13 protein-coding genes are annotated in these 14,001 nt (G+C 45.0%); 6 read left to right on the top strand and 7 right to left on the bottom strand.

Annotated elements, in window-relative coordinates:
• Nucleotides 1-778: 778 nt before the first annotated feature.
• The 4 genes from ACYQ4O_RS09440 to ACYQ4O_RS09425 all read left to right on the top strand — a co-directional run bounded on the left by ACYQ4O_RS09440 (nt 779) and on the right by ACYQ4O_RS09425 (nt 5,369).
• The gene (locus tag ACYQ4O_RS09440) at nt 779-1,828 is read left to right on the top strand and encodes a LysR family transcriptional regulator (protein ID WP_308513782.1); all 1,050 of its coding nucleotides are present in this window, start codon (nt 779-781) and stop codon (nt 1,826-1,828) included.
• 128 nt (nt 1,829-1,956) lie between these two features.
• Nucleotides 1,957-3,477, top strand: a complete 1,521-nt coding sequence (locus tag ACYQ4O_RS09435) for a flavocytochrome c (RefSeq protein WP_308513783.1) — start codon at nt 1,957-1,959, stop codon at nt 3,475-3,477.
• A gap of 47 nt (nt 3,478-3,524) precedes the next feature.
• Nucleotides 3,525-3,869, top strand: coding sequence for a cytochrome c3 family protein (locus ACYQ4O_RS09430; protein ID WP_277030184.1), 345 nt, complete (start codon nt 3,525-3,527; stop codon nt 3,867-3,869).
• A 441-nt stretch (nt 3,870-4,310) separates the two neighbouring features.
• Nucleotides 4,311-5,369, top strand: a complete 1,059-nt coding sequence (locus tag ACYQ4O_RS09425; RefSeq protein WP_460175447.1) for a C45 family autoproteolytic acyltransferase/hydolase — start codon at nt 4,311-4,313, stop codon at nt 5,367-5,369.
• A gap of 254 nt (nt 5,370-5,623) precedes the next feature.
• On the opposite strand, the gene ACYQ4O_RS09420 is transcribed toward ACYQ4O_RS09425, so the two are convergent.
• The 5 genes from ACYQ4O_RS09420 to ACYQ4O_RS09400 all read right to left on the bottom strand — a co-directional run bounded on the left by ACYQ4O_RS09420 (nt 5,624) and on the right by ACYQ4O_RS09400 (nt 11,298).
• Nucleotides 5,624-7,030 carry an amidohydrolase family protein gene (locus ACYQ4O_RS09420; RefSeq protein ID WP_277030181.1) on the bottom strand — a complete coding sequence of 469 codons (1,407 nt, stop codon included), beginning with the start codon at nt 7,028-7,030 and terminating at the stop codon, nt 5,624-5,626.
• Nucleotides 7,031-7,069: 39 nt separating this feature from the next.
• Nucleotides 7,070-8,071, bottom strand: coding sequence for an asparaginase (locus tag ACYQ4O_RS09415; protein ID WP_277030180.1), 1,002 nt, complete (start codon nt 8,069-8,071; stop codon nt 7,070-7,072).
• A 25-nt stretch (nt 8,072-8,096) separates the two neighbouring features.
• Complete coding sequence (dcuC, locus tag ACYQ4O_RS09410) at nt 8,097-9,365, bottom strand: C4-dicarboxylate transporter DcuC (protein ID WP_066594558.1); 1,269 nt, start codon at nt 9,363-9,365, stop codon at nt 8,097-8,099.
• A 199-nt stretch (nt 9,366-9,564) separates the two neighbouring features.
• Nucleotides 9,565-10,536, bottom strand: coding sequence for a LysR family transcriptional regulator (locus tag ACYQ4O_RS09405; RefSeq protein WP_277030178.1), 972 nt, complete (start codon nt 10,534-10,536; stop codon nt 9,565-9,567).
• 33 nt (nt 10,537-10,569) lie between these two features.
• Nucleotides 10,570-11,298 (bottom strand): DUF3298 and DUF4163 domain-containing protein, encoded by a 729-nt coding sequence (locus ACYQ4O_RS09400; protein WP_277030176.1) that lies wholly within the window; start codon nt 11,296-11,298, stop codon nt 10,570-10,572.
• 253 nt (nt 11,299-11,551) lie between these two features.
• Between ACYQ4O_RS09400 and ACYQ4O_RS09395 the strand changes: the two genes are divergently transcribed.
• Complete coding sequence (locus ACYQ4O_RS09395; RefSeq protein ID WP_277030174.1) at nt 11,552-12,811, top strand: dicarboxylate/amino acid:cation symporter; 1,260 nt, start codon at nt 11,552-11,554, stop codon at nt 12,809-12,811.
• Here ACYQ4O_RS09395 and ACYQ4O_RS09390 read toward each other — a convergent pair.
• Entirely contained in the window at nt 12,795-12,971 is a 177-nt protein-coding gene (locus tag ACYQ4O_RS09390; RefSeq protein ID WP_304382548.1) for a hypothetical protein, read from the bottom strand. The genes ACYQ4O_RS09395 and ACYQ4O_RS09390 overlap by 17 nt on opposite strands.
• A 38-nt stretch (nt 12,972-13,009) precedes the next feature.
• Nucleotides 13,010-13,396 carry an IS200/IS605 family transposase gene (tnpA, locus tag ACYQ4O_RS09385; protein WP_460175446.1) on the bottom strand — a complete coding sequence of 129 codons (387 nt, stop codon included), beginning with the start codon at nt 13,394-13,396 and terminating at the stop codon, nt 13,010-13,012.
• An 81-nt stretch (nt 13,397-13,477) separates the two neighbouring features.
• Between tnpA and ACYQ4O_RS09380 the strand changes: the two genes are divergently transcribed.
• On the top strand, nt 13,478-14,001 hold a 524-nt coding region (locus ACYQ4O_RS09380; RefSeq protein WP_460175445.1), incomplete at its 3' end, for an RNA-guided endonuclease InsQ/TnpB family protein.

The following is a 14,001-nucleotide window of genomic DNA, read 5'->3' as shown; positions in this document are numbered from 1 at the left end:
TTAATATTCGCACTATATTTGCTGAATGCCGAGCGTTCAGATTAAAGGAGAAGTAAATTTGGCCGCTTGTCGCTTTGTAAAAATCTCCGTACGACAAATCAGCGTCTTGACTTCCTTTCGAAGCTATTAGTTAAATCTGACAAGAACAATATAACCTGATGCAAGATCATTTAAGGTTTTGAGATTTTCAATGGTTGTAAGGTTGGGCAAGCATACCAACATCATTCGTCTTACTTATAGGAAAGAATTCAAGAAAAGCTATACCATCCTTGCATCGTTTCAACTTCTTTGCTGGCAGTAGCCAAAAAATTTTCACTCTAACTTACAAAGAGAAACATCCTTCGCAAAAACTAAGGATTTGGGAACCGAGTAAACCAAGGATAACTTCGGTTGGCATCTTCCAATCTTGTTGGTTATGCGGATTGTTTTGGAAAGGTTGGAGATGCGTGAAAGAATGAATTGGAGTGCCTGCTGGGTTAAATTTGCGGAAGAAAGTATCACGCAGAGTTCCGAGAAAAATACTTATAAGTTTTTGCCGCCCATTCCTTAGTTTTCCTCGATAACGAACTAAGGGGTTAAAGAAAAACATAAATTTCTGTATGGATTTTCTGAAAAATTTTGCCAACGAATTTTCGACCCTACATTGATAAAATATCAAAGTAGTTAATTTGTGTTTAAGGAGATAGGAGAGGAGGATTGAAGTGCCAAAATTTCATCTCTCATTCTCTCTTTAAAGCGATCCTTTTGCAATCAGGACTAACCTTACTGGAAGCCCCAAATGAAAAAAGAAGATAGCCTCCTTGCGTGGAGGGTGTTCGTTAATGCTCTTGAAACCGGCAACCTTACGCAAACCAGCATCATGTTAGATATTGACCCGGCAGCCGCAAGCCGACATTTGGATAGTCTCGAGGAGGCGCTTGGAGTTCAGCTACTTTATCGCAACCGGCGCCCCTTTATCGCTACTGCGGAAGGAGACGATCTTTATGAAGATGCTTGCAAGCTTTTGGCTCTCCAGGAGCAAATGCTACATCGAATCGGAAAAGCAGCCCGGCGTAAAACACGAGCAACACAGGCAGTTATCACTGTTTCTGCAGCCCAAGGATACGGCCACGGTTGGCTGATGCCGCGTCTGCTTGAATACATGAAATGTTATCCCGATATCACGTTCGACACTCTCACTGAAAGGAACTTGAAGGATTTGGCGGATGGAAAAATTGAAGTTCTTTTTGCCGTACACCGTTTCAATCGGCAAGGATTTGTTATCAAGCCTTATGCCACATTGCCATGCCTAGCTTTCGCCTCTCCATCCTACATTCAGCAATATGGCATGCTGGAAAATCCTCAGGACTCTGCTCTGCATGTAGGGCTTACGCGTTCCGGAAACAATTTCCCGATTTCCAAAGACTTGGTCACCAACGGCACGGATTTCAAGGCTCTTTCCTGGGGAAAGGAAATTAAAGCAGAAAATTCGATCCTTCTCAAAAAGCTTGCAGTTCAAGGAGTTGGCATTGTTTTTGACTTGCCTGTAGGTTTTTTCATTGATGAGTTGGAAAACGGACTTCTGGTTCCGGTTCTTAATAACTGGCGAAGAACGCCGTTTATGGCTTCGGTGGTGACGACCGAGAAGCTATATAAGTCAGATGAAAGAATTAAAACTTTTGTTGACTGGATGACGCTTTATGAAGGTAAAGCTTCAAACCAAAGAACGCTAAAGGCCTTGAGTTTGATGAATAAAAACCTTCGAGATGTCTTTACCGACGAGGAGGATTTCTATCATCCCGAGCAAGCTTTTTTTAAGTCAAAAAGAACAAAAAAGACAGCAGTGTAAACCCTTATTTATTTTGATTAATTGTCAATAAAGGATTGAGAACCTTCTATTTCTCCGTTGAAGCTGAATTTCTAAAATTTCTCCCAGATGCAAGAAAACGCATCAACCCAAATCAAAGGAGATAAAAAATGACTGTTCAGCTTTCTCGTCGAAATATTTTGAAATCCACAGCTCTTGCTGCCGCTGGTTTTATTCCGGCAGCAGCTGCTATTGCTCAAACAACTAAGATTCCTACCCAATGGGATGAAACCACGGATATCATTATTGTTGGTTCCGGTTTTGCCGGTCTCTCAGCTGCCGTCGGCGCCAGCAACGCAGGTGCCAAGGTAATCATTCTTGAGAAGATGCCGACCATCGGTGGAAACTCTGTCATCAACGCCGGTGACATGTGCGCTGTAGGAACTCCTCAGCAGGCTGCAAAAAACGTTAAAGACTCTCCAGAACTGCTCGCTCAGGATATGCTCAGAAACGGTCTTTTCCTCAACGATCCGAAGAAAGTGAAGTTTGTCGCAGAGCATGCCAATGACAATTACAAATGGCTCGTTGACGAAATCGGTGTTGAATTCATGCCGGTAGTTGGATTTACCGGCGGCCACAGTGTCCCCCGCGCTGTGACAACAACCGCAGGATCTGGCTCAGGCATTATCATGCCGCTTGCTGCCTACCTAAAGAAAAAAGGTATTGAACCGAGAACCAGAAACTACGTTGAACGTATTTATCGTGATGACAACGGCCGCGTCGTTGGTCTGTGCGTGCGCGAAGGTTATCGCTTTGGTAAAGAAGGTTCCGGCAGACCTAAAAACATTCAGGCTACAAAGGCAGTTTTACTTGCTCATGGCGGTTTTGGTGCCGACGTAAAGTACAGAAGTCTTTTGGATCCGAAATTAACTGAAATTTTCAAAACAACGAATCAGCCGGGTGCCACTTCAGAAATGTGGAAGGAAGCAGCACGTATCGGAGGAATGATGATCCAGTCCGATTGGATTCAGTGCACTCCATGGAACAATCCGCTTGAAAAAGGCATGGGCTACACCTGGAACTTCGGCCAGTACGTTGCCGGCGAGGCAGGTATCTGGGTTAATACAGAAGGCAAGCGCTTCGTTAACGAAAATGCTAACCGAAAGGTTCGTGCCGATGCGATCCTTGTTGAACAAGGCAAAGGTCTCAAGGCAGTTGCCGTTGCCAATAAAGCAGCGACAGCTTCTCTTGAAGGTCGTCGTCCGGGATTCATGGATAAGGCACTTAAGGATAACCTCATCAAACAGTATGATTCCTTGGATGCGTTAGCTGCTGATTGGAAGATGCCGGCCGATACTCTTAAAGCAAGTATTGCCCAGCTTAACGGGTATTTCAAGGACGGCAAAGATCCTCAATTTGGAAGAATCGTTAAGGATCTGAAGCCAATGGAAGAAGGCCCTTGGTATGCTATGGAAATGTCTCCTAAAGTTCACCACTGCATGGGCGGCTTGGCAACTACTATTGACGGCAAGGTACTGGATGTCTCAACTCTTGAACCTATCCCCGGACTTTACGCTGCAGGTGAGGCTACAGGCGGAACTCATGGCGCAGTTCGCATGGGTACAAACGCAATTCTTGACTGCTTAGTTATGGGAAGAGCTGCCGGTACAGCCGCTGCAACTCAGGGCTAATTTAAGGCTAGTAGGGGTGCTGCGGCACCCCTAGCAGGAGAGGATAAATGAGAAATTCTTTACTCGTAAGCTGTTTGGTAAGTTTTATGTTGGGTTCAGGATGCATGTGCGCTCAGGCGGCAGGTTTTGCGGACGGACATACATCAAAAGGGGTTCCTTGCGAAGCCTGTCATGTTTCCAAAGAAAAGCCGCAGATGCCGACTATCAACAATTGTGTCAAATGTCATGAACTTGAGGCTTTAACCGCAAAGACCGCCTCGGTTAAGCCGCAAAACCCGCATACATCTCCTCATTATCAAAATAAATTAGAGTGCAACAATTGCCATATAGGCCATGAGCCTTCGGAAAACTTCTGCGGACAGTGCCACAACTTTGAATATAAAGTCCCTTAATTCTATTTTCTTGATTGATTGGTACTTTTCTCCTTGAACTTTAGTTCGGCCGGCTTCAGTCAGTGAGGTCGGTTATTTTTTTGAAGAGACTTAGTGGTCCGAACTTATACGTTTAAGTTTGGCTGGAGACATGAAGTAACAGCTACTTATTCACATATCCGCTTCTTCAAGGAACACTTTCGATCTAGGCATCGTTTGCTGTTTTTACAGATGTCGTTAGTACAGCGAAGACTCACTATATCTGTATCGACTAACAGTTCTTAAAGATGGTGCTGCACTCATACAAAAAGCAATTAATATCAATGGTTAGTTCGAATAAAGCTTTCTGTTTTAGATTGTTTAAGAGGAGAAATTCTCATCATGAAGACTCAAAATTTTTTCTGGACAATTGTGAGTATTTGTGAGGATAATGAATTGTCTCAAAACGTTAGGAGAAAAACAATGAAGCCTCAACATATTTTTATTGAACTAAGCGGGACTTCCAGAGAGATTGGTCTGAAATATGGTCAGGAAGCGAAAGCCATGATTCATCGCAACCTGGAATTCTACAAAGTCTTTTTCAAAGAATACGCTCATATGGAGTGGAACGAGGCTCAACATTTGGCTCAGAGTTTTATTCCTCTTATCGAAAAAAGCGCTCCTGATCTCTTAGAAGAAATGCGTGCAATTGCCGAGGGTGCCGAACTTTCTTTTGAAGATATTCTTACACTAAATTGCCGCAGCGAAGTTATTTTTGCGCGTCCTGACGGCTGCAGTTTTATCGGTTTCCTTTCCAAACACGGGAAAGACGGCCACGTGTATATGGGACAGACTTGGGACTGGCTTATTCCGGCAGTTGAGAACGTCTGTGTCTTAAAGATTCAGAAAGAAGGAAAGCCTGATCAGCTTATCGCCGTTGAAGCCGGCATGGTCGGAGGAAAAGGCCTGAACTCCGCCGGTATCGGTGTATGCCTCAATGCTTTGAGCGTCGGAAAAGGTAAGGTTGGTATGCCTCTCCACGTTCTTTATCGCATGATTTTGAACACTACTAAGGCGAGCGATGCCGTTGAAGTGGTTTCTTTGGCACAAAGAGCTGGCTCAGGTAATTTTGATATTGGCACGGCTTCGGACTACATGTTCTGTCTTGAATACACTCCCGACAATTTCGATGTGCTTATGAGCGAAGGCGAACCAATCTGTCACACAAACCACTATCTGTCGCCGCTTTTCTTGGCCCAAGATACATTCAAGCGTGACTTGCCGGAAACATTTATGCGCCTCAACACTCTACGTCGTAAGGCGAAAGAGCTTGAATTCCCGGTTGATGAGAAAACGATTTTTGGAGTTTTATCTTCCCATCAAAACTTCCCGGACTCGGTTTGTTCACACGAGGATCCAATCGACTCTAAGTACAAGAGGTTCTGCACAATTTACGGCATTGTTATGGACCTCACCGCTCGCCGCCTCTGGATCACAGATGGACGTCCGTGCGAAGGAAAGATTTCGACATACGCACTCTAACAGCGTTTAGCGTTTTCTTAGTATCCAAATCATAATTTCATCACCTCCAAGTATCCTTGGAGGTGGTTTCATCTCACAAAATTTCTCCCGCTTTTTGGTTCGCGAAATCTTTTTGTTTAGGCCAAGTATTTGTCAAAACTCAGTTCTGGGAGCAGACTTCCGAAGTCTTCAGAACGCTTTTTCGCGGGTAAAAAAATGAAAAAGCGGAAAGACCAAAGATCCTTCCGCCTTCGAAACCAGTTACCGGCTAAAGACTAGAGAGCTGTGATTCTCTCAATCTGCTTACCTGGGTCAACAACGATAGCTTTCATGCCGCGGGCTTCAATAGCATCTTTACCGTGTTCAGTACAGATTACGGTTGCGCCTTTAGAAACCAATTCACCGTTGAAGAGAATCTTCTTGCCGTCGACGAAAGAAGCAACCGGAGTTTGAGTTGCCAAATCGTAGACAGTAATGTCGGCATCAGCTCCGACAGACAAGTGTCCTTTGTTTTCTAAACGAAGCATGCGGGCTGGATTCAAAGAAGTCTTCTGAGCGAATTCGCTGAGAGACAAGATGTCGAGCTTAACTAAGGACAAGCCTTGAGAAAGAATGACGTTGCGTGGAATGCAGCCGCCGTCAGTAGAAATTGCGTCAACAACAAAGGCACCGTCATCGCGTTTAGCCTGAGCTAAGGCAATGCGTGGAAGCGGAGGATTGATATTGAAGCTTCCGCCAACGTTAGTCTTGGCAGCTTCCCATAACTTAAGTGCTTCTTCACCGGTCATCAGATCAGAGTATCCGCCAGCGTCGTATACAGCAAAAGCTTTGCGGGCAAGGAGAGCTTTTCTGACACCGTCGGCATCTTCTGTGAATCCAAAGGCTCTTAAGCAGTTGCCTGTAACCTTAGATTGGATAGTGCCGTCAGGATTGCAAGTCAAACGAGTACCGTTCTTCGGAGAAACATAGCTTTCGCAGAAAATGTTCGGATTAGCTTTGAGCAAATCGATAGCAATTTTTGTCTCTTCCATTGCTTCATGGATAGCGCCGCGGCAGTACGCATTAATGTGAGCCAGATGCATCGGATATCCGTCGGCCATCTTAACGGCTTCAATCATGCCGTTAATGTTGGAGCCGTTCTTCGTAGTGCCGGCATGCCAGGCAACATAAGCGCGTCTTTCAAGAGCCGTTCTGATGAGAAGAGCGGAAACTTCTGGATCCAAAGGATAATGGCCGCCAAGGAGCTTGACACCTAAAGCACCGTCTGCGAGAGATTTGTCGATAAGGTCAATCATCTCTTGCTGACTTGGAGTGGAGTTCTTGAAAGTGAACGGAGGGGAGGCAAACTGAAGGATTGCCATGTTGATGCCTACGCCGTATTCCGGAACATTGTCTAAGATGTCATCAAGCGGACCTGCCATATCCAAGCAGGTAGTTACGCCGTTCATTGCAAGCATTCTCGGACCGAATGGAGAGCCCCACATTGTTCCAAGGTGAACGTGACTGTCGATGATGCCCGGCTGAAGAGTTTTACCGGTGAAGTCAATAACTTCTTTGGCTTCTTCCTGAATTTCTCTTTGGACTTTCGCGATCTTGCCGTCCTGAATAGCAACGTCAGCAACTCCATTGACGGAGTTGAGAGGATCGACTACCCAAGCGTTTTTAAGAAGTAAGTCGTACATTATGTTGTTCTCCATTGTGATTGAGATGAATACCTAAGCCTAGTAAGTTTGGAAAATTTTTTCAAGAAGTTTCTGATTTCGGCCAAACCTGTGAAGTGCAAGTTGAAGAAGAATCCTGCATTTTTGAGCAGATAAGGTTCCTCCGGGAATCATTTGCATTTCCTGCCATTCGGCTTTGCCTTTGGTGACCGGTCCGGATCCGGTTCTGCTGGCTCTCACAACCGCAGGTTGATGCTCCGAATCTTTCAACACTTTCTCGACAACTGCCGGGACAGTACTGTTTCCGGTTAGTTCTAGGATAATTCCATCGGGTTTAGAAGCTAAACACCGTTCGAGTTGATGCCCGTCTTCATCAGCATGAGAAAGAATGATTTCAACTCGGGGAAAATCTTCAGCTTTGAAACTTTCTGAAATATGGAATTCAGAACTCAAAGTATGAGGTTTAACGGATTGAGTCAGGAAATCAATATCCTCTCCGATGATGTATCCCAGCGGGCCTGAAGTGGGTGAGCAAAAGGTCTCAACGGAAACCGTATTGGTTTTGGAAACGTCTCTTGCTCCGTGAATTTGACCGTTTAAAGATACAAGGACACCTTTGTTCCAAGCCTGTTTTGACGAGGCAAGTCTTACTGCATTCAGCAGATTGAGCGGGCCGTCAGCTGATATCGCCGTCGCAGGCCTCATAGAGCCGGTCAAAACAACTGGTTTCTCGGTCTTAAGGGTCAGATTCAGGAAAAAAGCCGTTTCTTCCATGGTATCTGTGCCGTGGGTGATAACAAATCCATGAATCTTGGGATCCTCAGCCAACTTGTTGATAGTGCAGGTAAGCTTTAGCCAATCTGAGAGCTTGATGTTGCTTGACCCAATGTTCAGAAGAGGCAGGGCATCAATGTTAGCGATTTCAGCCAAAGCAGGAACTGCAGAGATAATGCTGCGGACATCCAAACCTTGGATACTGTATCCGGTCATTTGCGCCCCTGAGGCACCGGAGCTGACAATGGTTCCTCCGGTACCGATAATGACAATATGAGGTTTAGTCATAATGATGTAGGGGTTTAGTTAATTATTAACGCATAAAGATGGCAAGCAGTACAACCGCAACAATCATCGGAACGAAAGTGCGTTTAGCTACATCGAAAGGATTTGCTTTAGCCAATCCTGCTACCAGAATGGTAATACCGGCGATCGGAGATGCTGTACGGCCAGCTGCGCCTGCCAAGAATGCAAGAGAGCCAAGACTGTGGATATTCATGCCGAACTCGGCAGCATGAGGTGTTACTGCAGAGTTGAAGGCCATCGCACCTGCGTCGCCGCTTCCCATCAGGACGGAAAGAACAAACGGACCGATGGAGCCGCCCCATTGAGCGATTTCATTAGATTGAACCATTACGCTGATCAAACCTTTGATAAGGCCGGAGGCTGTTAAACCTGCAGCGAGCACACCTGCCGCAATGATAATGCCCATGATGGCGCCGTAAGAGTCGCCCATGCCTTTGAAGAATTCTTTAGAGAATTGCTGAGGCTTTTTGAAGCTGACGAGGAGACAGACAATTGTACCAATGACCATGGCCTGAGCAACACCCATCTTAACGGTTGGAACCCAGAAGGTGAAAACAAGCATTAAGACGATAGGAATCAATGGAACGAGGGCTTTAATTGGGCTTGGTTTGAAATCGGTGGTTGCTTCTTGCTGTTCTAATGCTTGGACTGATGTTTTTTCGCCCTTGTTGTCGCCAAGGAGCCAGCAAACAATGAAAAGGCCGATTGCACCGACAACACCGATCATCAAGGAGAACTTGCCGTGATAAGAAATGAGCTCCATGATGGTCATGTGAGCCATATCAGAAACATAGGCGTTGTGGGACAGGCCCGGAGAGAGCAAAGAACCTGTGGTTCCCATTAGAACGGCAGCTGCTGCAGCTGCGGGTTTAAATCCGGCTCTTAAGAGCAGGGGAATCATTGTCGTACCTACGACAGCGCCAACACCGGCTGCTGATGGAATGGCGATATTGATGCCGAACGTCAGCAATGATGTGATTGGGATCATTAAAAGACCAACGTTTCTGATAGGACGGGTCAGATAATGAACTAAAGAGCGGTCGCATTCAGTAAATGTAACGCAGTAGGCAAAACCGGTAGCGGAACAAATGGCTCCGATTAAGGCTGGATTAACCATGGTTTTTGCGAAAGCATTTAAACCTGCCATCGGGTCCAGGGCTAAGCAGCAGAGGAGGAAGCCGCCTCCAAAAAGGACTAGACGAGTTTCGTATTGTTTGATGAGAAGGTAACCCATGAGAATGAGTACCAGAATTGCAATCCATCCGGTAATGGGCATAAGAGTCTCCTTAGAAGGAAGTTGGGGAGGTCAGTTCTATCTTCTTAGAACTTGAAGAAATTTTAAGACCTCTTGGCCAAGTCATTAGAATGCCAAGTATGATTAGTAGGAATAGTATTGTCCTAAGAACTCTGGAAAACCCGAGGAAAAATCAAAATATAACTCTGAATAATTCTTAAAAGTGAGAAAAGGTTCTCAATTATCCCACCTTAAAACCGTCTTTGACCCATGGAGCAAAATCAAGAATCTGAGGAATAAGCTGCCGCTCTACATACCGCGTGCTGACGTCATAGATGATTCCTGATTCAATAAGGAACTCTTGCTCGCGGCCAATGAGAAATACTTCCCGAGAAAACAGCGGAGGCTGCATTGGTCTAACAATTAGTTTAGGCAGCATATGAAGGTTTTGAAGGATTGTGGTCGGCCGTGAAAATCCCCAGCCGATGCCCTCAGAGATTAATTTAACCATTAAAGCGTTCGTATCCACTGAAATTCTATCCGGGAAGGTGAGCCCGTGAACTCTCATGAAGGTGTCATTAATTTCACCTGCACCGGTTTCACTCCAATACCTCACTAACGGAAGTCCGCAAGTGGCAAGTCTTTGCCAACTCCAAGTTTGATCTTTTTCCTTTTCAAAGCTTTTCGGAAGCATGAGGATGGAAGGTTCGGTAAAAATCCTTTTTGTGAAGATGTGCGGAGTTTCACTGGACACTACGTTGGTGATAATCAGATCCAGCTTGCGTTCAACGAGTCTTTGCATCAGGACATTTGCACTTGCAGAAATCATCGTGATTTGTGAAAGATTCGGAAGCGCGTGCTTGATAATTTCAAATCCCAGATGCAAATGAAGGCTTTCGAGGATTCCAACGCGAAGAATGGGTTTGATGTAATTTTTGCTCTGCAGGGAGGAAAGCGAGCGAAGCATTTCTCCTTTCAGCCCATGAAGGTTTTTATGCAGAAGACGAGCTTCGGGAGTTAATGCCAGAGGCCGAGAACTGCGGATGAAAAGCTCGAAACCAAGCTCTTTTTCGAATTTCTGCATGGTCTTAGAAACGGCTGACTGCGTTATGCCCAGGGCATTGGCCACAGCCGAAAAGTTCCGCATATCGCAGCACATCATGAACATGACCGCCGGCGCACTCAGTAAAGAATTGCTGATATGAGGTTTCATGGAGCAGTCCTTCGAGGAAAGAGGTTGGTAGGTTTAATTCGGCGAGAAGACCTGTGCTTCCGGTTTTGCCTCTGAGAGCTTTTCCAATGGAACGACAATCTGCGGAGCTCCCTCTACCCACGGTGCAACCTGATAAGGCTGAAAATGAATAATGACTTTACCCGGAGCCAATTGGATTTCACTGAAATTTGCAAGCGTAGGGTACGTTCCGTAGGCAATCATGTCTGCGTCGGCTTGTTCACCGATTTTTTCTTTAAGTGCCGATGCGCAGAACTGAGACAGAAGCTTTAATGCCACGGAAGGTTCTTCAAACAAATCTTGGAACTGAAGTTCTCGGTCAGTCTTTAAGTCAAAATTGAGGACATCTTCGGAATAGTTGCCATGAGCGCCTCCCGAGTAAGACTCAATGGTGAACACTATGCTCACAATGTCTTTAGAAGGTTGAGTAACTGTGAAAGAGCCGTTCATATCCCACTGAGCAAGCTTTCTGCTTTCTTCATCCATCTCTTCAAAATTTTCATTTGCCATTTGCAGATAGGCGGCTGCTTGATTGTCGACGAAGAATTTAATTGCTTTATCAATATTTTTCTTACCGAAAACCGGATAGGACATAGAAACGGAGGGCCGTTTTGCGTTTTCAATTTGAAGAGTGCTGTTTTGGTATTCCAGAAGTTGTTGAGCCGAAACGGCACTTGCTGAGCAGGGAAGAACCAAAGAGCAAACAGCGATGAAGCATACGATAGGAAGTTTGTAGTAATGCAATTCGAATTCCTCTCAATGTTCTAAAAGCCTGCCGGCATGATAACACCGGATATCAAAGAAGCCTTGGAAAATCTATCGTCTTCACTTGAGATTCTTAGTAGAAATAAGGATAGGTTAGCCGGCAGCCGAAGAAAACAAGTGAAAACTCTGTCTTGGGTGATCAAAAAACTATCCGAAAATCCAAAGAAGTCGTGCTCTGTCATCCATAATCTAATAACACTTTATTACAACTTATCAAGAAAAAGGATTTTCCATGTCGGCTGCTCTAAATGCCGGCCCGATGCAGCAGGGTCCGGATATCAATAAAGGTTGGATTATCACGATTGTGGCCTACTTTGTCGCCATCGCATTAGGCGTCTGGGTTGGTGTTTGGGGAGGAGAAGTCTCCAACAGTGTCGCAGCCTTCCTCAGTACTGTGTTCATTAAGTTATTTAAGTTCATCAGTATTCCGATTATTTCCGTTTCTATCATATCGACCCTGGCATCTTTATCAGAGTCTCAGGATTCCGGAAGAATTTTTAAACACACCATCTTCTATACATTGCTGACAACCTTGCTGGCTGCTGGTTTGGCAGCGATTCTCTATGTGCTCTTTTCTCCGGCTAATGTTGCTATGCCGGCCGAGACTGCGCCTGCAGTAGCCGGACTTGCTAAGCACTCTTATTTGGAATATGTTCAATCGGTTATTCCGGATAATTTTCTGACGCCGTTCCAGACAGCAAACGTTCTTTCCGTTTTGTTGATTTCCCTGGCGGTCGGTATTGCTATTTCCAAGCTCCCGCAGAACTCTAAGCCGAAAGAAGTTATCTACAACTTCGTCGTCGCGTGCCAGCAAGTACTTTTCATTATGGTCAAGTGGCTTATCGTCATTTTGCCGTTAGGTATTTTTGGTTTCGTGGCTTCTCTGGCCCAAGAGCTTTCAAGCGGCATTCAGTTAGGAGGTTTGGCAACTTACTTCATCGTAGTGGTCGCTGCTAACTTAATTCAGATGTTTATCGTGCTTCCGGCCTTCCTGCTGATTAAGGGCATCAATCCTCTCAAGGTCGCTAAGGGAATGTTCCCGGCCCTGGCTGTGGCGTTTTTCTCTAAATCTTCTGCCGGTACGCTGCCTGTCACGATGGCGAGCGCAGAAAACAATCTCCGCATTCATCCGGAAGTATCCCGCTTCGTTCTGCCGATCTGCACCACAATCAACATGAATGGGTGCGCCGCTTTTATTCTGATCACGGTGGTCTACCTTATGCAGAATGCGGGTATTGAAATTACTCCGATGACATTGGTTATTTGGGTCTTCATCGCAACCATTGCCGCTATCGGAAACGCCGGGGTTCCAATGGGCTGTTTCTTCCTCTCAGCAAGCTTACTTGCCAGCATGAACGTTCCAATTCTTCTGATGGGCGTAATTCTTCCGTTCTATGCAGTTGTGGATATGATTGAAACCACCCTTAATGTTTGGTCGGATAGTAATGTCGCTACGGCGGTCAATAAGGATTTATTTAACCAGGCGCCTTAACCAAAGTTAAACCAACGAAGCGGAATTCGGAAAAACCGGTTCTGCTTTTCTTATGGAGTTTTGAGTCGCGGGAGTTGAGCCACACATTGATTCTGCGATCTTCTGTGGATACATGAAACAATAGAAACTTAGCCGGAGCGCTGCTTTTCTTTAAAGGCATCTATACGATTAAAAAAGGAGGCTAGCTGCATGGCTGTTTTAAAAGGCAGTTTGCTCAGCGCTGAGGACCGATTCAATGTAGTGTTTGATAATAGAAATAGGTGCACCCCCACAACTTGCAGCAAAATAAGAAGGAGCCCAGAGAGCATCCCCCCATAACATGCTACGAATGGAGGGATATTTCTTTTTTCGAATAAGACGGCTTGATACTCCTTTCAGAGAATTGACTGAACGAGATATAGAGACTTTAGGTGGGTAAGTAATTAACAAATGAACGTGATATTTTTCGCTATCAAACTCTACTAAGTCAGCTTCAAAATCATTACAAACTGAGGGAAAAATTATTTTCAGTGCGTCCAATATCTGTTTGGCAAATACGTATCGTGTGTACTTAGTGGCAAAGACTAAATGAATATGCAAATTCAAAAGACATTATCTGTCGTATCTGATATTAGTATCTAAGCCCATGACCAAATTTTAATTTGCCAAGGAAGTCAGGAAACAAAGATGCAGATAAGACGAGCTTTTAGATTTGAATTGTGCCCTAGTGGTGCCCAAGCTCGTTTGATGAGCCAATTTGCGGGTTCCTGTCGCTATGTCTATAACAGAACTTTAGCCACAGAAAAGTCACTTTTCGGCAAAGATAAAGCACATCGGTTCAACTATGTAGAGTGTGCCAACCGTCTCGTTCTGTGGAAGAAAAAGCACTCTTTTCTGAAACTCTGTCATTCTCAAGTCCTCCAACAAGCATTGAAAGATTTGGAGAAAGGATACAAGAATTTTTTTGCCAAGAGAGCGAAATTTCCAAGGTTCAAAAAGAAATTTCAGTGCGATTCATTCCGATTCCCGCAGGGGTTCAAAATAGATGAGGATAAACAAAGAATCTATTTGCCGAAAATCGGAACAGTCGGCTACAGAAAGAGCAGAAGCATCATTGGCAAACCAAAGAACATTACGGTATCTCGAGAGGGTCTAAAGTGGTTCGTTTCCATTCAGACTGAATTTGAAATAGAGCCTAAGCGGATGATTAA

It is taken from the genome of Turicimonas sp. TL08 (assembly GCF_054660695.1).
Note: the sequence above shows the minus strand (reverse complement) of the source record. Positions and strands in the feature narration are given on the sequence as shown.